This is a genomic window from Paraburkholderia sp. USG1, assembly GCF_031570135.1.
Taxonomy (GTDB): Bacteria; Pseudomonadota; Gammaproteobacteria; order Burkholderiales; family Burkholderiaceae; genus Paraburkholderia; species Paraburkholderia dioscoreae.
In genome coordinates this window covers 12,263-36,176 of the sequence record NZ_JAMWXW010000053.1, presented here as the reverse complement: position 1 = coordinate 36,176, position 23,914 = coordinate 12,263, and the positions used below count along the sequence as shown (strand labels likewise).

General features: G+C 60.6%; 24 protein-coding genes. 15 read left to right on the top strand and 9 right to left on the bottom strand.

Annotated features, from left to right (window positions below; all coding sequences use genetic code 11):
* Together NE850_RS38305 and NE850_RS38300 are read left to right on the top strand one after the other, a co-directional pair.
* On the top strand, nt 1–643 hold a 643-nt coding region (locus NE850_RS38305; protein ID WP_310700303.1), incomplete at its 5' end, for a Nin-like protein.
* A gap of 68 nt (nt 644–711) precedes the next feature.
* Nucleotides 712–2,760, top strand: a complete 2,049-nt coding sequence (locus NE850_RS38300) for a DNA topoisomerase 3 (protein ID WP_310700302.1) — start codon at nt 712–714, stop codon at nt 2,758–2,760.
* 109 nt (nt 2,761–2,869) lie between these two features.
* Here NE850_RS38300 and NE850_RS38295 read toward each other — a convergent pair whose 3' ends face one another.
* On the bottom strand, nt 2,870–3,292 hold the full coding sequence (locus NE850_RS38295; protein ID WP_310700300.1) for a Fis family transcriptional regulator: 423 nt from the start codon (nt 3,290–3,292) through the stop codon (nt 2,870–2,872).
* A 297-nt stretch (nt 3,293–3,589) separates the two neighbouring features.
* Between NE850_RS38295 and NE850_RS38290 the strand changes: the two genes are divergently transcribed.
* The 8 genes from NE850_RS38290 to NE850_RS38255 all read left to right on the top strand — a co-directional run bounded on the left by NE850_RS38290 (nt 3,590) and on the right by NE850_RS38255 (nt 11,096).
* The gene (locus NE850_RS38290; RefSeq protein ID WP_310700299.1) at nt 3,590–3,874 is read left to right on the top strand and encodes an HU family DNA-binding protein; all 285 of its coding nucleotides are present in this window, start codon (nt 3,590–3,592) and stop codon (nt 3,872–3,874) included.
* A gap of 249 nt (nt 3,875–4,123) precedes the next feature.
* Nucleotides 4,124–4,927, top strand: coding sequence for a helix-turn-helix domain-containing protein (locus tag NE850_RS38285; RefSeq protein ID WP_310700298.1), 804 nt, complete (start codon nt 4,124–4,126; stop codon nt 4,925–4,927).
* A 289-nt stretch (nt 4,928–5,216) separates the two neighbouring features.
* A complete protein-coding gene (locus tag NE850_RS38280) occupies nt 5,217–6,608 on the top strand; it encodes an MFS transporter (protein WP_310700297.1) in 1,392 nt (463 codons plus the stop codon).
* A 137-nt stretch (nt 6,609–6,745) separates the two neighbouring features.
* The gene (locus tag NE850_RS38275; protein ID WP_310700296.1) at nt 6,746–7,894 is read left to right on the top strand and encodes a porin; all 1,149 of its coding nucleotides are present in this window, start codon (nt 6,746–6,748) and stop codon (nt 7,892–7,894) included.
* A 101-nt stretch (nt 7,895–7,995) separates the two neighbouring features.
* Nucleotides 7,996–8,739 (top strand): aldolase/citrate lyase family protein, encoded by a 744-nt coding sequence (locus tag NE850_RS38270; protein ID WP_310700295.1) that lies wholly within the window; start codon nt 7,996–7,998, stop codon nt 8,737–8,739.
* 43 nt (nt 8,740–8,782) lie between these two features.
* Nucleotides 8,783–9,649, top strand: coding sequence for a hypothetical protein (locus NE850_RS38265; RefSeq protein WP_310700294.1), 867 nt, complete (start codon nt 8,783–8,785; stop codon nt 9,647–9,649).
* Complete coding sequence (locus tag NE850_RS38260) at nt 9,646–10,131, top strand: nuclear transport factor 2 family protein (protein WP_310700293.1); 486 nt, start codon at nt 9,646–9,648, stop codon at nt 10,129–10,131. The genes NE850_RS38265 and NE850_RS38260 overlap by 4 nt, the downstream gene beginning before the upstream one ends.
* Nucleotides 10,128–11,096 (top strand): hypothetical protein, encoded by a 969-nt coding sequence (locus NE850_RS38255; protein ID WP_310700291.1) that lies wholly within the window; start codon nt 10,128–10,130, stop codon nt 11,094–11,096. The genes NE850_RS38260 and NE850_RS38255 overlap by 4 nt, the downstream gene beginning before the upstream one ends.
* Before the next feature lie 492 nt (nt 11,097–11,588).
* Here NE850_RS38255 and NE850_RS38250 read toward each other — a convergent pair whose 3' ends face one another.
* A complete protein-coding gene (locus NE850_RS38250) occupies nt 11,589–12,614 on the bottom strand; it encodes a conjugal transfer protein TraB (protein WP_310700290.1) in 1,026 nt (341 codons plus the stop codon).
* A gap of 247 nt (nt 12,615–12,861) precedes the next feature.
* Between NE850_RS38250 and NE850_RS38245 the strand changes: the two genes are divergently transcribed.
* Nucleotides 12,862–13,119, top strand: coding sequence for a hypothetical protein (locus tag NE850_RS38245; RefSeq protein ID WP_310700289.1), 258 nt, complete (start codon nt 12,862–12,864; stop codon nt 13,117–13,119).
* A gap of 20 nt (nt 13,120–13,139) precedes the next feature.
* Here the strand turns inward: NE850_RS38245 and NE850_RS38240 are convergent, their stop codons facing one another.
* Entirely contained in the window at nt 13,140–13,436 is a 297-nt protein-coding gene (locus tag NE850_RS38240; RefSeq protein ID WP_310700288.1) for a cupin domain-containing protein, read from the bottom strand.
* Between the two features lie 917 nt (nt 13,437–14,353).
* On the opposite strand from NE850_RS38240, the gene NE850_RS38235 reads away from it, so the two are divergent.
* The 4 genes from NE850_RS38235 to ltrA all read left to right on the top strand — a co-directional run bounded on the left by NE850_RS38235 (nt 14,354) and on the right by ltrA (nt 18,370).
* A complete protein-coding gene (locus tag NE850_RS38235) occupies nt 14,354–14,857 on the top strand; it encodes a transposase (RefSeq protein WP_310700287.1) in 504 nt (167 codons plus the stop codon).
* A complete protein-coding gene (gene tnpB, locus NE850_RS38230; RefSeq protein ID WP_310700286.1) occupies nt 14,833–15,186 on the top strand; it encodes an IS66 family insertion sequence element accessory protein TnpB in 354 nt (117 codons plus the stop codon). Before NE850_RS38235 ends, tnpB begins: the two co-directional genes overlap by 25 nt.
* A gap of 30 nt (nt 15,187–15,216) precedes the next feature.
* Entirely contained in the window at nt 15,217–16,797 is a 1,581-nt protein-coding gene (gene tnpC / locus NE850_RS38225) for an IS66 family transposase (protein WP_310700285.1), read from the top strand.
* Between the two features lie 268 nt (nt 16,798–17,065).
* Entirely contained in the window at nt 17,066–18,370 is a 1,305-nt protein-coding gene (gene ltrA / locus NE850_RS38220) for a group II intron reverse transcriptase/maturase (protein ID WP_310700284.1), read from the top strand.
* On the opposite strand, the gene NE850_RS39605 is transcribed toward ltrA, so the two are convergent.
* From NE850_RS39605 to NE850_RS38190, 6 genes are all read right to left on the bottom strand, one after another.
* A complete protein-coding gene (locus NE850_RS39605; RefSeq protein ID WP_405044927.1) occupies nt 18,337–18,696 on the bottom strand; it encodes a DUF3085 domain-containing protein in 360 nt (119 codons plus the stop codon). The genes ltrA and NE850_RS39605 overlap by 34 nt on opposite strands.
* A gap of 190 nt (nt 18,697–18,886) precedes the next feature.
* Nucleotides 18,887–19,198, bottom strand: a complete 312-nt coding sequence (locus NE850_RS38210) for a hypothetical protein (protein ID WP_310700283.1) — start codon at nt 19,196–19,198, stop codon at nt 18,887–18,889.
* Nucleotides 19,199–19,276: 78 nt separating this feature from the next.
* On the bottom strand, nt 19,277–21,568 hold the full coding sequence (locus NE850_RS38205; RefSeq protein WP_310700282.1) for a DEAD/DEAH box helicase: 2,292 nt from the start codon (nt 21,566–21,568) through the stop codon (nt 19,277–19,279).
* Between the two features lie 120 nt (nt 21,569–21,688).
* Complete coding sequence (locus tag NE850_RS38200) at nt 21,689–22,282, bottom strand: hypothetical protein (protein WP_310700281.1); 594 nt, start codon at nt 22,280–22,282, stop codon at nt 21,689–21,691.
* 177 nt (nt 22,283–22,459) lie between these two features.
* Nucleotides 22,460–23,089, bottom strand: coding sequence for a hypothetical protein (locus tag NE850_RS38195; RefSeq protein ID WP_310700280.1), 630 nt, complete (start codon nt 23,087–23,089; stop codon nt 22,460–22,462).
* Between the two features lie 295 nt (nt 23,090–23,384).
* Nucleotides 23,385–23,840, bottom strand: coding sequence for a hypothetical protein (locus NE850_RS38190; RefSeq protein WP_310700279.1), 456 nt, complete (start codon nt 23,838–23,840; stop codon nt 23,385–23,387).
* Nucleotides 23,841–23,914: the final 74 nt, after the last annotated feature.

The following is a 23,914-nucleotide window of genomic DNA, read 5'->3' as shown; positions in this document are numbered from 1 at the left end:
CGGGCAGGGACCGGGCGGGTTCCGTCGACCCGAGTGGCGTTTTGTGGATTTCCATTCTGCTTCGCGCCACGGCGAACCGTTCGCGCGCCTGATTGCGCAGAAGCGTTATGTGCCCAATGTCCGCCACCGTCTGTGTACCTCCAATCTCAAGGTCCGCGTGGGCGAGGCGTTCATGCGCTCACTCGGGTATGAAGACTGGGATTCGGTCATGGGCATCCGGGCGGATGAGCCGCGGCGAGTGGCCCGCATGCTGGCACCTGGCCATGACAACAGTGCCGGACTGCCGTATCTGCCGCTCGCACGTGCGGGTGTCAACAAAGTAGACGTGCTGCGCTGGTGGGCGGGGCAGCCGTTTAACCTTGCGCTCGATCCCGCCGGCGATCTGGGCAACTGCGACCTGTGTTTCCTGAAAGGCCGGCGCAAACTTGTCAGCGCGATCCGGGCAGACCACACACGGGTGGTCTGGTGGCTCAACCAGGAGCATGTGAGTGGCCAGCGGTTTCTCACCGGATATGCCAGCTATGCCGATCTGCTGCGCGAAGCCGATTTCCTCGACCGGCAGTTCGAACTGGACGGGATGGAAACTGCTGGCCCGGACCACGAGTCCACCGTATCGCACGTCGATTGCCGCTGCGGCGACTGAGCGTCTCCATAACATTTGCCCCACGCGCGTTACCAGGGAAGCGGACCCCATCCCGGATGGAGGTCGGCATGAAGCTGTATATCTGCGAGAAGCCGTCGCAGGCGAAGGATCTGGCACCGCACGTGGGCGCTCGCGGTGGGGCTATCGGCGCGTATACGGGCGACGGCGTGACGGTGACCTGGTGCATCGGCCATCTGGTAGAACAGGCGAAACCCGAGCAGTATGTGCCTGCGCTTGCCGCCTGGAAACTCGATCTGCTGCCGGTATTGCCCGAACGGTGGGCGGTGCAGGTCAAGCCGGCGGTGAAGGCACAGTTCGACATCGTGGTGCGCCTGCTGAAGCAGGCGGACGAGGTGGTCATCGCGACTGACGCGGACCGTGAAGGCGAGGTGATTGCCCGCGAGATGATGCAGATTGCGGGCTGGCGCGGACCGGTGTCGCGCCTGTGGCTGTCGGCCATGGATGCGGCGTCGATCCGCCGGGCACTGTCACAGTTGCTGCCCGGCGAGCGGACGTTGCAGCTTTACTACTCCGGCCTGGGTCGCGCGCACGCTGACTGGCTCGCCGGCATGAACCTCACGATGGCGCTGACCGCAGCGTTCGGAGCGGGTGGCAAGGACGGGACACTGCATGTGGGCCGCGTGCAGACACCGGTGCTGGCGCTCATCGTGCGCCGCGAGCGCACGATCCGCTCATTCGTGCCGAAGCCCTACTTCGATCTTGCCACCACGTTTGATCTTGCCGGCGCGGCTGTGCCGATGCAGTGGATCGCGCCCGCAGTACTGCTGGACCACGCAGGGCACACAATTGATGCAGAGCAGGTGAAGGCCGTGGCCGCCCGGGTGCAGGGCGGGACAGGCAAGGTCGTCACGATGGAGACCACGCCGGAGCACGACCCCGCACCGCTGCCATTCAGTCTCGGCAGCCTGCAGCGCGAAGCGTCTGCGCGGCACGGGCTGAAGGCCGCCGCGGTGCTCGATGCCTGCCAGGCGCTATACGAGACGCACAAGGCCACGACATACCCCCGCACCGACTGTGAGCATCTGCCGGTGTCGATGTTTGCCGCGGCGCAGGACGTGGTGACTGCACTCGGAGCAATCGATCCCGCACTCTCTTCATTGCTTTCCCGTTGTGATCTTGGGGCGCCGGGGCGTGCCTTCAACGATGGCAAGATCACCGCACACCACGCGATCATTCCGACCGCGAACGCCTCGGTGAGGCTGGCGTCGCTGGCGAAGACCGAGCGTCTCGTGTACGACCTGATCAGGCGGCGCTACATTGCACAGTTTCTCGGCGACTTCGGCTACCTGCGCACGGTCATCGAGGTGGCGTGCAAAGGTGAGCTTTTTCGGGTGACGGGGAAGACCCCGCAGGTGAATGGATGGCGTGATGCTGTTGCGATGGACCTGCAGGCCGATGAGCCCGAGATGAAAGACACGGCTGTGCAGGAAGTCTCGTCGCTGCCGGCGGTCAGCGCAGGGGATCCCGCGCGGAATCTTTCCTGTGAGGTGGAGAAAAAGCAGACGTACCCGCCGGCACGCTATACGGAGGGCACGCTGCTCGCCGCGATGGAATCGATCGATCGGGAGATTGACGACGAGCGGCTGAAGAAGATCATGCGGATGAAAGAGAAGGCAGGAATCGGCACGGATGCGACGCGTGCGGGCATTATCGAAAACCTCTTCCGGCGTGACTATATCCGCAACGATGCAAAGCGCAAAAAGCAGATCGTACCGCTGCCTCGCGGCGAAACGCTGGTTACCCTGCTGGAGCGGGCGTTGCCGGAGCTGGCCGATCCGGTGCTCACCGCCGAATGGGAGGACCGGCTGGCGCAGATCGAGTCCGGGCACCTGGCGTTGCGTCAGTTCGAGACAGAGCTGGGTACGTGGATCACGGAACTCGTCGGGCGTATCCGCGCGCAACGTGCAAAGGAACCCATGCCCTCCGCGCGGACGGGTGCATGTCCATCGTGTGGTGCCCCGATGCGCCGGATAAAGGGCGCTCGTGGGTGGTTCTGGGGTTGTACGGCGTGGCGCGATGGCTGCCGCAGCACACTGCCCGATGATGGTACTCCGGGGCACCGCGACGACCGTGCGGGAAAGCCAGATGCGCGCTGATCGGTGTTTATGCCGCAGCAGCCTGCGCTTCCGGTGGGTGGCCGGCAGCGGCGAGGGACAGTACCCACCGATGACGAGACGTCAGGACGCAACGCGTACTGAGCGAAACCTATGCCGCCGTGGCTTGCGATTGGACTGGTCGCGGTGGCAAGGGTGACGGCACCGTGCCGTCGATGAATCGCATCAGGTCGTCTTCGGCAGCGATGATTGCATGGGCAGGCGCCTCGGCGAGTTGCAGGTCGTGCAGCGTGAGAATCTCCCCGAAGACCGAATAGCAGTCGTCATCGAGAAACCATGTGCCGGTTTCGGCGCCGCGCCGGTTCGCTGTCTCCATTGCGTCTTCGGCATCATGAAACCGTTCGACGGGCAGCGCGCCGTACCCGGCCCGCCGCAGAAAGAAGGCGACATACATGACGCTGGCCAGTTCGACCAGATGTTCTGCGGTGCCGAAGCCGGCGCGCACGGTGGCGAGGCCCGCATGGAATTTCAGTGAACGGGTGCGGACCGCGGTTGCGGGTAACGGCAGCAGCATGGCACGTGAGAAATGTGGTTTATGGAGACTCGATGACGAGGGGCGGCGCGAACGTGGCATACGGGTGTGGGCTGGAGGGCACGGTGGCATCGGCGGCTCGATGTGGCTGCGCGACAGACGTATTTTACGATGCGTGTCGACATGGATATCACGGTCTCGACGTGCAGGCGTGCGCACCCGTTTAGCATTGGACCTTGCATAGCCCGTCCAGACGGGTTTAAGGTATGCTGCCGCGCGGCGCGCATCGTTTCGCGAGGCAGTGTAGCCGCATTTTTTGCCACGTGAGGGAGGATACGGATGAACAAGCAGGAACTGATTGACGCCGTTGCGGCGTCCACGGGTGCAGGCAAGGGTGTCACCGGTGAAGCGCTCGACGCGGTGATCGGGGCAATCACGAAGGCGGTCACGAAGGGCGAGAGCGTGCAACTGGTTGGTTTCGGCTCGTTCAGCCAGGGGCAGCGTGCTGCTCGGACCGGTCGCAATCCGACGACGGGCGAGGAGATCCAGATCGCCGCAGCGAAGACCGTAAAATTCACGGCGGGCAAGGCATTCAAGGACGCAGTCAACGGCGGCAAAGCTTAGGTTACAGGCTCCCATAGCCGGTTACCTTCCTGGAGCCCCCAAGTACGGGTCGCGTTGCCAGATGTGGGGTGTTCCCCGGTCTGCTTTCGGTGACGCGCATGGCGCGCGTCACGCTCCACAGCGCTAGCTGATCTGGCATTCTCGACCCGGGCAACGAAGTCCGGTACACCCGCGCCCGTGATTCATGGATCGTACCTTTTCGGCCTGCGGGCGTCGCGTTTGCGACTAATTCTTTGTCGGATCGATGTCATGGCAAATCGCGCCGGTTCTTCCTCATCGGATAGTACTCAGGACGAGACCGTGCGGTCCGCTGCGCGTGCACTTGAAGTGCTGCGGCTTCTCAACCTGCAACCCTTATGGTCGCTACAGGCGCTGCAGCAGGCATCGGGATTGCCGAAATCGACGTTGTCCCGTCTGCTGGCGACACTTATCCATGAAGGCTATGTTCGCCCGGAGCTGCCCGCCGGGACGTACCGCGTGAGCTCCCGCGTGCTCGAGCTGGCGAAGGGATACACCGACGACAGCCGTTTGGTGGATGTTGCCAGCAGCATTGCGCTGCATATGACGAAAAAAATCAAGTGGCCCCTGGCACTGGGTATTCCGGACGGGGATGCGATCGTCGTCCGCTATTCGTCCATGCCGTACAGTCCCATCGCGGTGACAGGCAGCACGCTGGGGCACAGGCACGCGTTCCACAACTCGGCGATGGGGCAGGCTTACCTGGCGTTCTGTACAGAGCCGGTGCGCGAGGCATTCTACGCATCGCTCGCGGGGGGAAACGGTGGTGGGCTGAAGACTACCGTCGATCAACTGCGCGCGGATTGCAGCCGGATACGTGACTGGGGCTACGCAATACGTCGCCCACAAGGTGATCGCGAGAGTGCAACACTCGCGATGCCGGTTTGCCGAAACGGGATCGCTGTCGCGGTACTGTCGATGACGACCTATGGCCGGTCCATGACCGACACGTTCGTCGCCAGGCATGTTCCTGTCCTCGCGGAAACCGCCGAAGCGATCATGCGCCGCTTTCTGTCGGATTCACCCGCAACGTAGCACGTAGTCCCGAGTCGCCATCTCCGCAATCCGTAGTCACCCCCCATTCCGCCTGCCGGAATTCGTCCCGAATGGCATGGAAGGACCACAGGCCATTCCCTACCATTTCTTCAGGTTCTGACTGAGGAACCCATTGGTGGTTCTCGCGGAATCGCTTCGCTTTGAGCATGCTTTCTGTACGCCATTGCTGCGACTGGCGGCAATGGTGCCAGGTGCTTGAGCGCGGAATCACTCAAAAAACGAGTCCCTGCATGCCCTTCACCGGGTGGCGGGACAATTAGGAGACGAAATGGAAATTCCTGCCTCACCTACGCTCGACATCGGGCGGGCCCTTGACCATGGGCCATTTACGCTGATCCAGAAGATAGTTGTACTGATGGCTGCGATTGCCATCGTTGTAGATGGATTCGACGGTCAGCTGATTGGCTTCGCCATTCCCCTGATGATCAGGGAATGGGGTGTCAGCAAGGCGGCGTTCGGTCCCACGCTCGCAGCCGGTCTGTTGGGCATGGGGCTTGGTACGGTCGTGGCGGGCGTAGCGGCTGATCGCGTCGGGCGTCGCAGGACGCTGGTCGCCTGTGTTCTCGTCTTCGGTATGGCTACCGCCGCGATTGGCTTTGCACCGGACATCCTGACTGTTACGGCGCTGAGGTTCGTTGCCGGACTGGGAATTGGGGGCGCGCTTCCCATGGCATCGACGACGACGGCTGAATTTACTCCGGCACGTAACCGGACGATTGCGGTCGCAGCCACGGTCGTCTGTTTCCCGTTGGGGGGCATGCTGGCGGGCCTCGTCGCAGGATGGATTTTACCCACGCAGGGATGGCGCACGCTGTTCTGGTTTGCCGGGGCAGTTGCGGTATTGCTCTCGGTCGTTCTGGCCGCGGTCCTGCCTGAGTCGCCGCGCTTTCTTGCGCATCGCCGGGAGCGTTGGCCTCAACTGGTGCGCCTGCTGGCGCGCATTCAGCGCGTAACGCCCGCACATACCCGGTTTACCGATCTGTCGGAGACCAGGGAAGCGACGGGCCAGGCCGGCTTTGGTGCACTGTTCGCTGGCGGGCAGGCACGTAACACCCTGGCCATCTGGGCGACACTATTCTGCGCCGTGTTGTCGCTGTACAGCGCGTTCAGCTGGTTGCCGACGACGTTGACCAGTGAAGGCTTGTCAGTGCGGATCGCGAGCGAGGGCTTGATGGCACACAACCTCGGAGGCGTGATTGGTTCGCTTGTGGGCGCATGGTTCGTGAGTCGGTTTGGTTCGCGGTGGACACTGGCGATTGCCTGCGCCGGCGCGTCGATCAGTGCCTTTGCCATGACAGGTCTCCATTACCAGACCCAGATTATGTGGCTGATCATCGGGTTCGGCATCCACGGCACATTTCTCAATGCCATGTATTCCCCGATGTATGCGCTGTGTGCGTACGTTTATCCAACCGAGGTTCGGGCTACGGGGACGTCTGCTGCATTGGCAGTAGGCCGTGGAGGCGGGGTTCTCAGTTCGTTCATCGGCGCAGCGGTGATCGGGACGGGTGGTACATCAGGTTTCCTGTGCCTTCTGGGTGGTGGGATGGCCGCGGCGGGGATTGCACTGCTGTTTGTGCGACGTCATATCCCGGCCCGGTCCGTGGATGAGCCTGTTATCGGGTTAGCCATACCCCCCCAACCCGGGCCGCAGCACTAAGCGAACTCACGGGCGAGGCAGTCCCAGGATTTGCCCGTCCTTCCCCCATATGCAATTTCGCGGCAACAGGCACGTTGACGTGGACCGAACCTCGTCCTGACCCGCGCCGCGATCAACCGGGCTACGGAACGATCTTCATGAAGAAATACCTTTTCCTTGCTGCGTCGTGGATCGCAGCGGGCAACGTGTGGGCTGACGATGGAAGTAGTGTCACGCTGTACGGCCTGATCTCGACCGGCATTGGCTGGACCAGCAATGCGGGAGGCGCCAGTCTCGTGCAGGAGCTGAGTGGCGCGAACGCAAATAACCGCTGGGGGTTTGCCGTCAACGAGAACCTCGGCGGCGGCACGCATGCGATTGCCCGGCTCGAAGGCGGATTCTTTGGTACGACCGGCGAGGCCGGGCAGAACGACCGTCTGTTTGGTCGTCAGGCCTATGTGGGCCTGTCCGATGACCGATATGGGACCTTGACGTTGGGGCGCCAATACGACGCGATCTGGGATTTTGCCCAGCTCTATAGCGTGATCGGCGCGACCGGTGGCCTGTTGATGTCGCCCGGCGACACGGACGACATGTTGGGTAGCTGGCGATTCAGCAATGCGGTCAAGTATGCGACGCCGACGATTGCGGGTCTGGACGGGGAACTGATGTATGCGTTCAGTAACGATGCAGGCGCTTTTGCGGTGAACCGCGCAATCAGCGCGGGTTTGCGCTACCGGAATGGCCCAGTGGAGCTCGCCGCTGCGTACACGGGCATGGATCAGCCTGGCAGCGCCAGCAATACGTCAGGCGCGGTCACTAGCGACTATTCGGGCCCGCCGTTCTTTCTGTACCGCGTGAGCCCGGATGGCAGTGGTGTCCGGACCCAGCGGAACCTGGCAATCGGCGGCCGCTACAGCCTGACGTCCAGGCTGAGCGCCTCGGCCCTGTTTGACGCAGTGCGCTTCCGTTATCTCGATGGTACCGGCTTCTCGCTCGACAACTACGACCTCTCCGTGTCGTATCTGCTTATGCCGACGTTTTCGATTTCGGGGAGCTATATCTATTCGAGCGGTCGCTGGGGCGGAGTCGGAGCCAACGCGCACTGGAACGGCGCGCAGTTAATGCTGGACTACGTGCTGTCAAAACGGACTGACGTGTACGTGTTTGACGATTTCCAGCGCGCATCCGGTCCACAGGCATCTTCGTCAGGTGTTCCGATGGCTGTGGCTGATACATATCTGAATGCGCCGTCGACCACACAGTCCCAGAACATGATCGTGATTGGCATTCGCCATAAGTTTTGACCGGACATCGTCGCCGGGCCAGGTCCATGGCCGCAGTGAGGTGGTTACCACCCGCGGTGCGCGGTCAATGAGAATTCCCGCAACAACTGGAAGATTCAAACATGACGCAGTCGACATCCTTTCTTGAAAGTACCCGTGTTGGTGTTTTTGTGAAGACCGATAGCCCTCAGATTGTCGAGATTCTTGCGCTGACCGGGCTCGATTTCGTTGTGCTCGATGCGGAGCATGCTCCGCTCGGTCCCGAGACGCTGGATCGCATGCTGTTTGCGGGCAACGCGTTGGGACTACCGACTCTCGTGCGTATCCCCGATCATCGGGATGCAGGCATCCTGTCCGTGCTCGACATGGGGGCGACCGGTATTGTCGTGCCACACGTCGATACGCCGGAACAGGCACGTAACGTGGTTGCCGCGGCACGCTTCATTGGCGGCCGGCGTGGCATCTCGCTGTCAGCGCGATTCGGCGGTTATGGAACGCTCGGTCGTGCGGATGCGATCGCCAGCGCGGACCGCAGCCTGGTTGTATGCCAGATAGAAAGCCGCGAAGCGCTCGACAATGTGGAAGCGATTGCTGCGGTCCGAGGCGTCGCAGCGCTGCTCATTGGCCGCTCGGACCTCGCCTTGTCGATGGGCCAGGACAATGCGAGTGGCCCGGTCGTGATGAGTGCGGTACAGCGCATCATGGCAGCGGCTCACGCTAACGGTCTTCCTGTTGTGATGGTTTGCGCCAACGTGCAAGAGGGTAGGAAATTCCAGTCGATGGGGGCCACATCCTTTGTAGTTGGCTCGGATCAATCGCTGCTACGCAACGCAGCCAGCCAGGTATTCAGAGACTTTAGCCGCTGAGAAATTCACTATCACGGACCACTTGTTTACAAGGAGTAGCACCATGGCACAACTGACGCACCGCCCATATGTCGCCGATCATTCGGTCGATCCACCGGATTATCGTGAACAGGATGGATCCCCGACCTGGGTGACGCGTGGTGCAAACTTCGTGATCGCGATTACGCGCGTACGCGAGGGCACGAAGCTTTCCGTCGAAGGCGTCCCAGACGAACATATGGTGCTATTGCCTGATGCCGGGGTGAGCATCACGTGCGAAAGACCTGTCAAGCGACGCGACGTTTCGGGCAATCGCTTGGTGATCGTGCCGCCCGGTGATACCGCTCTCGTCGCAAGCCAGGAGGGCTGGGTGGTGCGCTGCTTTTCGGCGCGCGTGACGACCCTGTCAGATGTCGCCTGCAATGCCAGCGGTTACATTGTGCCGCATACGGACGTTGCGCCGATCGAGACATGGCCCGAACCAGTTGGTGGCTTTGCGCTAAGGGTATACGATCTTTCAGATGGCGTGCGGGACGGGGACAAGACGCGCGTCTACCGGTCGTCCAATCTCATGATTAACGTGTTGTGCGAGCGCACGGCGCCGCGCGATGTCTCCATGCTTTCGCCGCACTCACACGCCGATTTCGAGCAGGGCTCCATTACCCTGAAGGGAACGCATGTGCATCATCTGCGAACGCCCTGGACTTCCGACATGGGGACCTGGCGCCCAGACGTGGCGGAGGAGGTCGGGGCTCCTTCCGTGACCGTGATTCCGCCTGGCGTGATCCATACTACGCGTAACATCGGTGGCGAGTCGGCACTGCTGGTCGATCTGTTTTGCCCACCACGCCGCGACTTTGCCACGCGAACGGGAATGGTGCGCAACGCGGACGAATATCCGCTTCCGCCCGACCTTGGAGGTCGTCAATGATTGATCGTCTGGAGAAGGCGCTCATCCGCACCGAAATCGAAGCGCTGAATGCCGAGTTTGCCTGGCTGATTGATCACGACAGGTCGGATGAGGTCGCCAAGTTGTTTACGCCGGAAGGAAGTTATGGACGCTCAAGCGGTGAACGCAGCGTTGGCCGGGCAGCGATCCGGCAGGCATATGCTGCTCGCTCCAGTCGGGGAGCGCGCACAGCGCGCCATATCTTCACGAACCTCCGTCTCGGTTACGACAGTCCGACACGGGCGACCGGTACCGTCATGCTGATCCTTTTCGCGGAGGACGGACCGCCACCTCATCCGGCGGAACCCAATCTCGTTTCGGAATACGAGGATATTTACGAACGTGACATAGAAGGTGTCTGGCGATACGTCTCGCGCACGGTGACATCTCTTTTCCGGCATCCCGGTGACAAGCCGATGGTGTTACCGTTGGGCGGCGCAACAGTACCGGAGGACAAGGCATGAGTACGGTGAATGAGAATGTCATGTGCGGCTGTGTTTCCCACTCGCCGATCATCGTGGTACGTAACCGGGCACCCGAGGAAGAAGTACGGATCAAGCAGGCCTGTTTGGCGTTTCGAGAACGGGTAGAAGCCTTTTCACCTGACTACGTCATACTGTTCTCAAATGACCATTTCGCGGGATTTTTCTATGCGAACATGCCGGCCTACTGCGTTGGAACCGCGTGTGAGGCAATTGCAGATGTGGGTGGGACGCCGGGTACCATACCCGTACCCGCGGAGGAAGCGATCGCCCTGATCACGCATTTACGCGATCATGACTTCGATCCGGCGATCTCTTACCGGATGAGAGTCGATCACGGGTTCTCGCAGCCTCTCAGTCGATTGCTTGGCGGTATCAATCGATGGCCCGTCATTCCTGTTTTTACCTCGACATTTACTGCACCGCTGATGAAGTTCCGGCGCTCACGCCTGTTCGGGGCTGAGGTTGGGCGTTTCGTTGCACAGTCCGACAAGCGGGTACTGATACTGGGCAGTGGAGGGCTGTCACATCATCCGGCACGATACTTCCCGACTCCAGAAGATGCCGCGCCTGACGTCTATGGCTGGCAGCTTGACGGGGAACGGGGTGGCACGATGACCCAGACGCAGTGGCTTGAAAGACTCGATGAGATGCACCACGAGGGTTCGATGTGGATTTCCACCGGAAGACGGACGGTCGCCGACATGCGACTAAACCGGGAGTTCGACGAAGATGTCTTGAAACGCTTGTGCGACGGAAATCTTGCGAGTATGGATGATTGGGATCAGTCGGACCTGGTAGAGCGTGCGGGAGTTGGTGCGCTTGAGATCCACAACTGGATCGCTGCGACCGCCGCACATGCGGCGGCGGGTGGTGGAGCGGTCCGGGCAAGCTATGATTTTCTGCCGGACTATGCGGTGGGATACGCACTGATGCAGAGCGTGTGAGATCGACGTGTTCAGGCGTTGGAGACAGCCTCTTGAGACCGAGTGCGGCACCTTGGGATGCAAGGGGCTCCGCGCGAAAGGGGTTTGTGCCGGATCCCAGCGAAAGCCTCCTTCAGATGCTGGACTGGCCGCATCGAGATTTCAGGCCGAGGACGTGAGCCGGAAGCGCGAGACGGGGAGTCATCGATGTGAACCGGTACGCGACATCGTTCCCCGGCGCCTCTTCATGTACAGCCGGTATAGCGGTCGCAGATCGCGGCAGCTTTCCATCAACCCTTGATGACAGCCTCCGCGCTCGAGCGCGAGCAGGCGAAGCACGAATTTCGCTGCGCGTTCCGGTCTGGTGTCGCGAGATGCCTCAGCCTGTTTCAGTATTGGTACCAGGCCGGCATTTTCAACCATCGCCCAGGCCGGAAACCACGCAAGGTCGGAAACGTCGCCTGTTCCGTCAAAGGATGCGTCGAATGCCTAGACGTCTGATTGTCCCAGGCCTCACGGCGCCGGTGACGCCTTGCGGTTCACGGCTCGCAGCAGTGGAACACCCGACAGCCGGGCAATGGAGGCGATGCCCTGCTGCTGGATGTGCGTGAGCGCAAGGTCCGAATCGAACCAGCCGTTGGACAGGCTGACCAGCACATCCGGCGAGTGCAACAGCAGGCGCCAGTGCGGCCACCATAGCAGGTCCTCGTAGCATATGGAGAAAGCGACACGCTGGCTGGCGACGAGGGCGTAGTGCTGAGCCAGATCGCCGCGAATTGCGCTTACGGCTGCGCCCGGCCGCCATAGTGCCGCGGGCACGGGCTGGCGGCTGTCTGTCCGGCCACGGCTTGCCCCAACGATGACGGCGCTGTCGGTATACCTGAATGGCATCCTGGAGACCAGGATGTCCGTGCCGAGGATCAATGCACGGTTCGATGCAGTCAGGGCATGGACGTCGTCACGCCACCAGTAACTCATGGCGGGGCGCCACAGCCCGACGATTTCCTCGGGAAGGATGACGACGGTGGCGCCTGCAGAGAAGGCTCGTTGTGCGATGACCTGAATCTCGCGTGTTCTCGCGTAGATCTGGGCGTAGCTGGACTGATCGAAGCGGCCGAGATCGGTATCGACTGTGATCCACCCGGATGGTGCCGGTGGTAGTGTCGCTGAACTGCGGGCTACGATGAACAGTACACACAGCAGTGTTGGGACATGTCTTGCGACGCCATTGCGCGAGACAGAAGCGGCACAGGCGAGAGAGGCCACTCCAAGTATCAGGCCCGGGAGCTTCCAGCCGGGATACAGCGCACCGGCAACGTACAGGGGCGACAGCCAGCCGATGACCCCGAGCGGCGGCACGGTCACGAGGACAGCCGCGACGACTGCACGCGAGGCATGCCTCACCGACGATGCGTGCGCTGCCGGTTTGAGCGCCACCCACGGTGCCGCAAGTACCAAAGCCTGGGCGATCCAGAAAGCAATGCCGAGCGTGAGTGCCGCCGACTTTGTCAGTTCTCCGTAGCCGGAAAAGAAGCGCATGCTTACCAGCGGGATGTCGCGTGCGCCCGTGAGGTAATAACCTGCCCAGACGGCGAGTGCCGCACGTCTTCCTCGCACTCGTGACCACACGGCAGGGAGCAGTAGCAAAACTGCCGGCCAGCGTCCTGGGTACCATGCGGTGAGCGCCACACCTGCGCCTACAATCGCCCATGCAGGGTAGACGAGCCGGAGGGCAATGCAACGAGCTGTCGACATGAGGGCCCGACGAGACGGGTACAGCGAGAACATGGTGATCACCTGGAGACAGCGTTCGACGGACCGGCTGATTCCGGTCAATGTCTCCCCCAGTTATGTACGCGCTGCATCGCTGACCATAGCCAGTAATATTGCCGGCGCACCAGACACCGGCCAGGATCGTTTTGAAGATACGACGGCCGATGGCAAATATGCCGTCCCCGGAAGTCAACGTGCGATTGCGCGTGGTGACCCGGGTCGCGATGTTGCATTGGCATCGCAGATGCTGGTCCAGTATAGATGCCCGTAGCACCGCCGCGTCGGGCGCGGTCAGATATCAATGATTGCGAGTGTTCCGGTGCTCCCCGGAAATACTGCGTGAGCGACGCCAGCTTCAGCGAGATACATCTGTCCGGACCGAACGTTAATGGTGTTCCCATCGACGGGTAACCTGAGTTCGCCGCTGATAACCATTAACGCCTCGTTGTAATCATCGGTCTTCTCGCCATAGGGCTGTCCGTCCATTCTCAGAACCTTGATTCTTGCCGGCCCGACTTCACCGACAACCGAGGATTTCCAGGTCGCGACCAGATCGCCTGCGAGAGAATTGAAAGCAATCGGGGGCATAAGTACTTCTCCATTAGAAATCCTTTTGTTTGTGTGAGATTCCCGTCCGTCCCGGGACAGTGAGCCGGCTATCTTGCGGTACAGCGGCCGGCAACGGCAACGTACGGTGGGGTAGGAGACTCAACTTTTTCGAAGGCAGGCCGACACGTCGCGAATAGCGAAACAGTATCGGGGAGGCTTCGTCGACGTAACATGCGGGCCGTCGCACAGAAACGCTGACAATCTCCACAGACCTGCCCGGTTCCGCATCCATGAAATCTTCGCCGGTGTCATGCTGGCTGCCCGCCGCCGTGTCTTCCAGGCGGCCTGGGTTGCGACTCACGCGCACACGCTGCCATCAGCGGAAAAGAAAACGCGCCTGGTCCCGGTGTGGGAGCAGGCGCGCGCCCTGCCGCAATCTGTTTGAGCTGCAGCAGTCAGGATTTTGCTGCGATTGCGTCGATATAAAGGTACTTTGCATCCGCGTGGATCTGGATATCGAAGTCCTCATTGACGACACAGTGTGCGTCCAGCTAAGGCTGGCGTGTTCAGCAGGAGATAGACCTGCCGGGGTAGAAGTCAGAAGCTCCGTAGCTTGGATAGCAGGGTGGCGGGAAACCAAGACTCTGAAGCCTATCGACGTCCGTCTCCTTGGGGGACGTGCGAGTCATCGGGCCGTAATGAAGATGAACGTGGATGTGGCCTCGAAAATAATAGACCCGAAGGCCGAGCCCTCACTGTGTAGGCGAAGGCAGCATGGGTAGCCGAAATCTGACCGATACGGCTACTTCACTTCGGCGGGGTGTAAGCGACGGCACGATGACAAGGACACGCTAAGCAACTGGAGAAGCGTATGCGGTCCATAAGCGACGCACTTGTGTAGAAATCGCTGCACTCTGATGCTACGTGTCCACGTGGACACTTAGGCATTTGCACCGATGACAGAAGAAAATGATTTGCGAAGCCGTTTGGTGATCGGCCAAAAGCGCGATGGCCGACGCGAATACGATGACGAAGCGCGTGATGAACTTATCCGTCTGTGTCTGAAGCGAGGCGTATCGATTGCACGGACAGCCATGGAACACGATATCAACCCGAATCTGCTTCGCACTTGGGTTACCCAATATCGGCAGAGGCAAGCCGCCATGGAACCGGTCGCACAGGTTTCGGAGGTATCAGACGAAGTGGTGATCGACATTCCAGCGTCTGCCGCGCTAACCACGTCCTCCGACAATCACGCTGCTCCATTTGTTGCGGTCGTCCACGCGTCGACGCCACCTGAGGCCGCACCACCCGCGATGAAGATGTCTCTGGCGCTCCATGTGCGTCTATCGAACGGCATCGAACTTGAGCTGGGCAGCTCGATTGCGACCATTGACGAACTGACCACCGTAGTTCAGATCCTGGGGAGGCTGCCGTGTTCAGGTTCGACGAAAGGCTGAAGGTCTACCTGCACCGTGACCCAGTCGATTTCCGCTACGGCATGAACAGCCTGTCGATCTTCGTCGAGCAGTCAATGCAATTGAACCCGATGGACTCCTCTCTTTACATCTTCGGGAACCGACGTCGTGACCGCATCAAGATTCTCTTCTGGGATGGTAGCGGCTTCTGGCTGATGATCAAACGTTTGGAGACGAGCCACTTCATCTGGCCGGACAACAAAGCCGAAGTCGTGACCATGACAAGCGACGTGCTGCACGCGCTACTAGAGGGCGATGACATTACGACCATACGGCGGCATACAAAGCGGGAATATCTCCGCGTTAGCTGAACGTACCCTTGACATATTGGTCCAAGCAGTATGCCGATCGAGGTCACGATCACCGCCTACCAATTGAAAGAGTTGCTCGCTGAGCGCGATGCCGCTCGCGCATTGAGAGAAGAACAGGAAACGCTACGTGGCGCCTTGCGGCTCGTGACAGCGGAACGCGATCTTGCTGAGGAGCGGCTTCGTGCTTACCGTCGTGCACTGTTTGGCGCGAAGAGCGAAGCGCGGGGTTCGGATCAACTGGGGTTGTTCAACGAAGCCGAAGCGCTCAGTGCGAACAGCACTGCCGCCTTGGAAGACGCTCCGGAGACGACCGTTGGCACGCATACGCGCAAAAGGCGTGGTCATCGCAAACCGCTCGATCCGAATCTGCCGCGCGAGGTTGTGCGACATGATCTACCCGAGGCTGAGCGCTTCTGCACGAACGACGGTCACGCGCTCGTGGAAATCGGCGTAGAGATCAGCGAGCAGCTCGATGTGATTCCAGAGCAGCTTCGCGTAATCCAGCACCAGCGCGTCAAGTATGCTTGCCCGTGCTGCGATCTCGGCATCAAGGTCACTCCGGCGCCTGCACGTGTCATCCCTCGCGGGCTGCTCACCGAATCGGCGCTTGCCTGGATCGCCACTGGCAAGTACCAGTTCGGGATGCCACTCTATCGTCAGGCCGGTTTGCTGCGACGCTTTGGCGGCGACATCTCGTCCAACACGATCGCCGCGAGTATGGTTCGCGTCGGTCTGGCGACACAGCCCGTGATCAACCTGATGCGCGATGCACTTCTCGACGCAGAGCTCGTCTACTGCGACGAGACGACGTTCCAGGTCCTGAAGGAAAAGGGGCGTCAGCCTCAGACGAAGAGCTATCTCTGGTCGCAGATGACGGATTCAGGAAATCCAATCCGCTGCTTCACGTACACGCCAGGACGCGGCGCGCATTTGGCCGACAAGCTGTTCACGGGTATCCGTAAAGGCGCGGTCCTGATGACTGACGGCTATGAACCCTATAACGCTATCGCCGAGCAATACCAGCTGGTTCATCTTGGATGCTGGGTTCATTGCCGACGCTACTTCATCAAGGCAGAGGAAAATGTGCCCAAAGCAGCGCGCTCTCCCGATCTGCTTGCCACGCGCTTCATCAAGCTAATCGGAAAGTTATTCGCCGTCGAGGCGCGCAGTGCGCGATGGGCAGCTGATCGGCGGCAGCGATTGCGACGACGGTACTGTACGACCGTACTCGACGTCATTTACAAGCTCATGATCGAGCAATCTCCCGGTGTCGTGCCCAACAGCCTACTTGGCAAAGCGCTAACTTACCTGCGCGGACAGTGGCCGAAATTGATTCGCTACATCGAGAACGGCAACTGGCCAATCTCGAATAATGCATGTGAAAATTCGATTCGCCCATTCTGCGTGGGACGCCGCTCATGGCTCTTTGCAGACACTGTCGCAGGTGCAAATGCTAGCGCAAACCTCTACTCAATCGTGGAGACCTGTCGCGCGCACAGCATTGATCCTTATCGTTACCTCACCTGGCTGTTTCAACAGCTGCCCCTTGCAAAGACCGTCGATGAATACGACGCGCTGCTTCCCTGGAAGATGCCAGTTCACCTCCGCTGATCACACCCTCCTGCTACACCGTCTACGCCCCACCGGCACGCACGCTCAGAGAGGCGTCGTTGATGGATCGCATACGGAGAAGCCCTCCTCGCCCCAGTGAGAAATCGTCGGAGCAAGGTAGGTCCTATAACCGGAGAACCCGGGAAATGGATCGAAGGCGAGAGGGTGGCGGACGGGTCCGTAGTAGCGGTGAAGTCGGGTAACGCTGACGGAGCGAAGGGGCCCTGCTGTTTGTAATGTCCTCAACAACACGGGAGGCAAGGACGAGATGACAAAGACGTCCGTTAGTTTGCAGGACCTGAGGCGGGGAATATACGTCAAGGCGAAGGCTGAACCGTCCTGGCGTTTCTGGGGTTTGTACGTCCATGTCTGCAAGACGGAAGTACTACGCGAAGCGTACGAGATGGCCAGATTAAACAACGGAGCACCGGGTATTGACGGCGTGACGTTCGAAGTCATCGAGGCGCAGGGCGTGGAGGCGTTCCTGGAGCAGATACGGGGCGAACTGGTTGAACGTACCTACCGGCCACTGCCGGCACGGAGGAAGGAAATACCGAAGGACGGGGGGAAATTCCGCGTCCTATCGATACCCGCTATCCGTGATCGAGTGGTCCAGGGTGCGCTCAAGCTGATACTGGAACCGATCTTCGAGGCAGATTTCCAGCCGGGGTCGTATGGCTATCGCCCCAAGAGGACCGCACATGAAGCGGTGCAGCGAGTGGCGACGGCGATCGTGCAGGCGAAAACACTGGTCATAGATCTGGATCTACGTGCCTACTTTGACACCGTGCGGCATCACCTGCTGCTCGACAAGGTGGCGAGGCGGATCAATGATCGGGATGTCATGCATCTGCTAAAGTTGATGCTGACAGCATCGGGCAAACAAGGCGTTCCGCAGGGCGGGGTGATTTCGCCGCTACTCAGCAATATCTACCTCACAGAGGTGGATCAGATGCTGGAGCGAGCGAAAGAAACCACGCGCAATGGGACGTACACCTACGTCGAGTATGCCCGTTTTGCTGACGATCTTGTCGTGCTTATCTATGCCCATCCGCGTCATGCGTGGTTGCTCGGGGCCGTAACCCGACGCCTTCGGGAAGAATTTGCCAAACTGCAGGTCGAAATCAACGAAGAGAAAAGCCGCACTGTGAATCTGGCATGTGGAGAGAGCTTCGGCTTTCTGGGGTTCGACTTCCGTCGCGTCCGAAGCATCCGGAACAAGGTGTGGCGACCGCAGTGCACGCCCAAGCTGAAGAAGCGAACGGCGTTACTGCGAAAGCTCAAGGATGTGTTCAGGCGATATAAGTCACAGCCAGTGGGTCGGGTTGTCGAATTGATCAACCCGGTGCTACGTGGCTGGGTGAACTACTTCGCTATTGGAAATTCCAGTGAGTGCTTCAGCTTCGTGAAAGACTGGGTGGAAAAGAAGATCAGGCGCCACATGCAGCGATCCCGGCAGCAACATGGCTTCGGCTGGAAGACGTGGAGTAAGCGGTGGTTGTATGGCGAACTGAAGCTATTCAATGGCTACAAGGTTCGCTACCAGACAGCGTCGAAAGCGTCCCCGGCATGATAGGTCCCATAAACGTTGACATGAAGCAAACAGGAGAGCGTAGTGCCGGAAAACGGCCCGCTGCGTTCGATGAGGCGGGAGCTGGAAACGTGGCCATGGCAGCCGGATTGAGGCCCACTGCGAAAGCGGCGGAACTGCCACCGGAGCCTAACGTGCGCGCGCCAGTTCTCGACCCTACCGAATACTGTGTCGTTACGGTCAAAGTGCTCAACGAAGTCATCGCCGCCGAATTCGACACGGGCGCGCTCCCACCAGTCATCGAACGGGACTGTATCTGGATTGCATTCAACAGCCCAGGCAATGACCCTGCGCCGGCCATTTTCCATTTCGCCTTTCTCCGACAGCATGTAGACGCCCTGGCCCTTGACCAGATGTCGCATTGGTGTGTACGGGCTTCGGCGATGACAGGCCGCAGATCGGCCGCAAGAAAGTGAATCATGATGGGTACCTCCATAGTGAGATAGTGTGAAATGACAGTTCTGTCTTTAGACAGGGTGGTGTGTGGGACTGGCTTCGTCATGCTGTGCCGGAAGCATTACGCCCCTCGTCCCATTCGGGGAGCGACTGCACGATGGCCAGTGCGTTTGCGAGATCGGCGATGGCGGTTTCGATGCGCCGGGCCGCTTCGCCGAGGGACAGGCAATCTTCGCGTCGCGACAGTTCGGCGAGCAGGAAGTGCAGAAGTCCGTCGCCGCAGCGATCGAGTTCCTCACGCCATGCATCTTCGGTGAAACAATCGGTCAGGACGCGGAAGTCTCCAGCCGCAAAGTCCTGCAGGATTGCGATCTGCACCGGGTTGAGCGAGTCAGGTCGGGGTGAAAGATTCATGATTTTCATCCTGGATGAGCAGGGCAGTCCGGTCGGGTTGCCCTGACGGGTTAAAGGAGAAAGTGGCATGCGGTTGGGCTATTCCTGGCTCACCAGTTGCCTTGCAAGTGCGACCTCGATGCTTTCGCCACCCTGGTTGAGAATGTCGAGGCCAGACTCCGGCATGTCACCGGAAGTTGATTGCGAGACGGCAATCTTCTGTCCCATCAGCTTCAGGCACCGTATCTGGGCCGTGGCCTCGTAGGCGAGAAACCGCACGATGACGTCGAGTGTCTGGCCGATGCGCCAGCTCCGGCGTGCGGCCTGCTGGAGCGTGTAGGTGTTGTAGCCCGACTGGAGAAAGGCAATCGTCGGGAATTCGAGCAGATCCAGACCGGTCTTGACGAGTTCAGGGTTGGTGATGATCACCTCGGCGCCACGCTCGAGCTGGTCAGCGACCCAGTCCTCACGCTTTTCCGCAGCGACGCTAGCCCGGAGTACCGCTGCCTTTACACCTACGGCGTCGAAGAGATTGCGAAGGCGTACCGACGTATCGCGCGTACCGGTGTATGTCGTGTAGACGAGCGTGCGACGGCGGTTGAGCAGTTCGCCGCGAACGAGCGCCAGTAGTGCTGCTTCCTTGGGACCGGGTTCATCCTCGCGCAGTAACGCCGGGACAGACGCGAGGATCTGCTTCGTGCGAGGATGCCGCACGATCTCGGGACGGAAACAGCATTCGGGCCATGCCAGCAGCACGTTGAGCACGACACCGAGCAGGCTCTTGTCACCTCGTCGGAGTGCCGCGCGCAGCTCCGACATCAGGCTGAATTCGAGTGTGCGGTACGCACCCGCCATGTCTTCCGACATGCTGACCGGCAGCAGGGATTCATCGTAAGGTGGCAGGACGCTCTGACCGATCTGCGAAAGCTTGAGGAAGGCGGTGTACGGCACCACGTAGCGCATAATGCCTTTCGGACCGAAGCCCGGGCCCTTGACCGTCGAGACCGTCCGCTTCTCTCCTTTGGCAGTGCGATGTGAGCCTTCATCGGTCTGCTTGTGAATGTCGATGAGTACGCCATGCTCACGCATGAAGGCCATCGTCGCACTGCTCATCGAGCCATTCGCGGTGTAGTTGAACCCGTCTTCGATCAGCATAGACGGGTTAAGGCGGTACAGAAGATGAAAGAGATCGTCGGCGTATCCGCCCATCAATGTGCCGGTGAGCAGAAGCGTGCGCGATGCCTTGCGCGCGAGCACACCCATTGCCTGCCCCTGGGCGGAGTTCTCGTTCTTGTATTCGTGACCTTCGTCTGCAATTAGCAAGCCGAAGTACCCTTGAGGAAGGTAACGTTTGACGAACTCGGACGCCTGATAGCCGCCTTGTCCAAACGAGATTTCGGTATGGGCGAGGGCACGTTCCATGCGTTTCGCCTGGCGGTCCGAGAATACGAGCTCGCCCCTGTCGTCCATCAGGTTGATGAACTCAAACAGATTATCCTGAAGCATGTCGGCGAGCATTGATTCGCCAAAGCGAGAGAGCAGACGCTCGGCAGTTTTTTCGCCGACGGTGGGCATTTGCAGCAGTGCGCCCTTGACGAGTTCTCGCATCGATCGGGTGCCCTGGCCTTTGGGCGCCAGCGTCCACAACCGCTCGCCGCAATTGCACGCCCGACGCTTTTCATTGAGTGCGGCGCGAGCCAGGGTGGGCGTGAGCGGATTGCCGTCCTCATCGCACACGAACTCACCGCATGAAGGGCAACAGGCAAAGACGCGCGTGATCGCGTCGGTTTCCATGTCGAGTGTTGCGACACGGCGAGCGAAGGCGGGCTTCCAGTCGAAACCCATGCGCATGCGTACGCGTCCGAGGATAAAGAACTCCGGCACGGCGGGCCTGGTTTGCATCACACGCAACTGGAGCAGCTTGCGCAGTGTGTCCGGGCCGTTGAGGATCCACACGCGTGCGCCGGGCACCGTGGCTTTGATTTCGCGTCGCCACTTGTACACGAGGTGGGGCGGGGCGATGACAAGCGTGCGCGGAAAGCCGCAGTGATGAAGCAGGACCGCAACGCCGATGCCCATCAGCGTCTTGCCGGTACCCATCTCCGCATTGATGATGCCGCCCGGTGCATGGTGGGTGAGCAGGGTGGTGATCGCATGGATGACCTCGCGTTGCGCGGGGAAAGGCTGACGCGAGAGGGAATCGAGCAGTGCGTCCCAGCGCGGATCACGCTGTCCGTCATAGACGGAGGGATTCTGCTCGCGAACGGCTTCGAGCAGGCCTGCGCCAAAATTCGCGATGAAATTCGGCAGCGCGATCACGGAGGTATCTTCCTCTGCTGCATCGGTCTGTGTTCCGGCGAGCGATTCCAGGGTTGATTGAAGCGTATCCATCGTGTACTCCTTGTCTGAAGAGCAGACGCGGAAAGACACCTGGACCCCTGGCGGGAAGGGTGTTTCCCCGCGTGGGTTGAGAAAGCAGGAAGGGCGGTAGCCCGGGTTGCGGCAGGTGGGTCAGGCTTCGCCACCGGTTTCGCGAAGCAGAGTCGCAAGCTGGACGGCGAGCGCATCGCGAGCGCTGGCGTCGGTGATCCCGGCGAGCGTTTTTCTAACCATCGTGGCGAGCATGGCAGTCGCGGTATCGAGGTCGCCTGCAATCAGTGCCTCGCGCAGGCGGCTCCCGAACTCGATCGGCTGGCGGGTGTTGCCATAGTGGATGATCTCACGGCTGATGAAGGCGCCGTCGCCGCCGAACTCGAACAGGCGGGGCTTGCTGCAGTGCCAGCAACCTTCGAGCTGGATCGCACGCAGGCCGTGACCGTCATCGAGGGAGATCGCGATCACAAATAACGTTTCGAGATCGGCCGCATCTTTGAATGAGCGGGCATCGATCAGTGCGTTCAGTCCATCGTCGTTGTCGACATGGAAATGTCCCGCGAGCAGCCTCAGGAGTGCATCGATCGTGAGGTCATCTTCTTCGGGGCAGGGCAGGTCAAGCTGCGCGGCGAGACGCGTCAGCCCGTCGCGGATGTCATTCCAGTCCGGGTCATTTTCTTCGGAGATCCTGGCGATGTAAGCCTGACCGTCGCCGGGCCAGTCAGAAGGCACCGAACAGTGCGGAGATGACGGGGGTGACACGGTCCAGCATGAGGACGCCGGTGGCGTCGTAATAGTTGTTGGCCATGACTGGCTCCTGGTTGAGCGGGCAGCCATCCCGTGGGACAGGCAGATCCCGCAGGTTAAAAAAGGAAGGAAGCGTCAGTGCGCATTGACAGTGCGTAACGGTCAGCTCGTACCGATGTCGTGCTCAAGGGTGAGATCACCGCTGCGGACCAGTGCGGAGAGCGTCTGCGGGAAGGCTTCGGGCAGTGAGGTTACGGATGCAAAGAGACGGCCGATGGGAGCACTGGCAGTCTGTGAGAGGTCTGTCACCAGTTCGTCGGCCAGCTCGTTGAGCACGCGTTCGCGCCAGTGCGGCAACAGGGGCACGGGGCTCAGTTGTGTGACAAGTGACCAGGTCCGGGTGGCGACCCATGCCGCCTCGTCGGACTGGCTGTGCCGGTCAAGCAGCAACCACGCTGTGCCCGTAGCGCGGGAGGGTTTCAGCAGGATCTCGTCGAAGATCCACGTGTGCACGAGGTTGCCGAAGAGGTTGTCCTTCGGCAGGCGGCCGCTGAATTTGTCGAGGCGCTTCGGGTCACCGATGGGGATGGCAGCGATCGGCTTTCGCGATGTGGGGTCAAGTATCGTGACGCGCTGGAGGCCGCCTTCCTGCATGCCGAGATGGAGGGAGGCATAAAGTTGCTGGACGGAACCGTCGCGGCCGAAGGCCGAGAGGAACATCAGTTCGCTCGTCGGGGCGCGGACGCAGGCATCGACGAAGATGTCCTGCAGTTCCAGGATCGGGTAGAGCATGGCGGGCTCCTCGGGAAAGTTCCGGGAGGCACCCGCCGGGTGCAGTCCCGGAGGGGGGGAGGACATTCCGTGTCCGGATGGACCGCAGCTGCGCAGACGAAGGCGCCGGAAGGTGCTGCATCAGGGCGTCGCGTGACGTGCGACAACGGGTTGGCAACCGGCAAACCAACGGGAAACAGCGGGAAAGCTGACTGCTTCTGCAAGGTGCTTTCCAGGTACACCGCAGCGTCATTGGTGCGCTGTACCTGGAAAGCACCCCGGTGGGGTGCGTGGGGAGAGTGTTCGCAGTACGGTGTTATAGATCCGCCAGGGTGGCGAGCAGCCCGCGCAGCGCGTGAAGCTGGCCCGCTGTCAGTGAAAGTCCAACGAGCGCTTCCGGATGCCAGGATGCGATTGTGTCAGCCGGCAGTGCTCGCGTATCGACAAGTCGCGCGAATGCGAGGAGGAGGTCCGCCGCCGCGCGCAATCGAGCTGCGCGCACCGAGGGGTGAGCCTCCGGCCAGGCCGGGACGGCCGTCGCATCGAACCGGAGGACCTGTCCATCGAGTTCCTCGTAGTCGTCGTAAAGCAGCGGCATGTCGGGCGGGTTATCCCATAACGTGCCGGCGTTGAATGCCGCGCGCACAATGGCACAGGCTGCTTCAGGGCTCGTCGCGCGAATGCCGACCACGACGCGATGCGCATGGTCCAGCGTGTAGCCGACCATGTAGGCAGCGAGGCCTGCGCCGGTTCCATCAGGCAGGGTATTCATGCTGTTCTCCTGTTGAAGGCGGAACCTGCCCCCTGCGGGGCAAAGCCCCACAGGGTTACCGAAGACGATGCCGC

What these genes read in the sequence shown, in the direction of transcription:
- NE850_RS38245 (WP_310700289.1), top strand. Translation starts at nt 12,862, where the DNA reads ATGGTGATCACCTGGAGACAGCGTTCGACGGACCGGCTGATTCCGGTC.
- NE850_RS38295 (WP_310700300.1), bottom strand. Translation starts at nt 3,292, where the DNA reads ATGCTGCTGCCGTTACCCGCAACCGCGGTCCGCACCCGTTCACTGAAA.
- NE850_RS38260 (WP_310700293.1), top strand. Translation starts at nt 9,646, where the DNA reads ATGATTGATCGTCTGGAGAAGGCGCTCATCCGCACCGAAATCGAAGCG.
- NE850_RS38235 (WP_310700287.1), top strand. Translation starts at nt 14,354, where the DNA reads ATGACAGAAGAAAATGATTTGCGAAGCCGTTTGGTGATCGGCCAAAAG.
- NE850_RS38250 (WP_310700290.1), bottom strand. Translation starts at nt 12,614, where the DNA reads ATGCGCTTCTTTTCCGGCTACGGAGAACTGACAAAGTCGGCGGCACTC.
- NE850_RS38275 (WP_310700296.1), top strand. Translation starts at nt 6,746, where the DNA reads ATGAAGAAATACCTTTTCCTTGCTGCGTCGTGGATCGCAGCGGGCAAC.
- NE850_RS38195 (WP_310700280.1), bottom strand. Translation starts at nt 23,089, where the DNA reads ATGCTCTACCCGATCCTGGAACTGCAGGACATCTTCGTCGATGCCTGC.
- NE850_RS38265 (WP_310700294.1), top strand. Translation starts at nt 8,783, where the DNA reads ATGGCACAACTGACGCACCGCCCATATGTCGCCGATCATTCGGTCGAT.
- tnpC (WP_310700285.1), top strand. Translation starts at nt 15,217, where the DNA reads ATGCCGATCGAGGTCACGATCACCGCCTACCAATTGAAAGAGTTGCTC.
- NE850_RS38190 (WP_310700279.1), bottom strand. Translation starts at nt 23,840, where the DNA reads ATGAATACCCTGCCTGATGGAACCGGCGCAGGCCTCGCTGCCTACATG.
- NE850_RS38270 (WP_310700295.1), top strand. Translation starts at nt 7,996, where the DNA reads ATGACGCAGTCGACATCCTTTCTTGAAAGTACCCGTGTTGGTGTTTTT.
- NE850_RS38300 (WP_310700302.1), top strand. Translation starts at nt 712, where the DNA reads ATGAAGCTGTATATCTGCGAGAAGCCGTCGCAGGCGAAGGATCTGGCA.
- NE850_RS39605 (WP_405044927.1), bottom strand. Translation starts at nt 18,696, where the DNA reads ATGGAAAATGGCCGGCGCAGGGTCATTGCCTGGGCTGTTGAATGCAAT.
- NE850_RS38290 (WP_310700299.1), top strand. Translation starts at nt 3,590, where the DNA reads ATGAACAAGCAGGAACTGATTGACGCCGTTGCGGCGTCCACGGGTGCA.
- NE850_RS38205 (WP_310700282.1), bottom strand. Translation starts at nt 21,568, where the DNA reads ATGGATACGCTTCAATCAACCCTGGAATCGCTCGCCGGAACACAGACC.
- NE850_RS38280 (WP_310700297.1), top strand. Translation starts at nt 5,217, where the DNA reads ATGGAAATTCCTGCCTCACCTACGCTCGACATCGGGCGGGCCCTTGAC.
- ltrA (WP_310700284.1), top strand. Translation starts at nt 17,066, where the DNA reads ATGACAAAGACGTCCGTTAGTTTGCAGGACCTGAGGCGGGGAATATAC.
- NE850_RS38210 (WP_310700283.1), bottom strand. Translation starts at nt 19,198, where the DNA reads ATGAATCTTTCACCCCGACCTGACTCGCTCAACCCGGTGCAGATCGCA.
- NE850_RS38255 (WP_310700291.1), top strand. Translation starts at nt 10,128, where the DNA reads ATGAGTACGGTGAATGAGAATGTCATGTGCGGCTGTGTTTCCCACTCG.
- NE850_RS38285 (WP_310700298.1), top strand. Translation starts at nt 4,124, where the DNA reads ATGGCAAATCGCGCCGGTTCTTCCTCATCGGATAGTACTCAGGACGAG.
- NE850_RS38240 (WP_310700288.1), bottom strand. Translation starts at nt 13,436, where the DNA reads ATGCCCCCGATTGCTTTCAATTCTCTCGCAGGCGATCTGGTCGCGACC.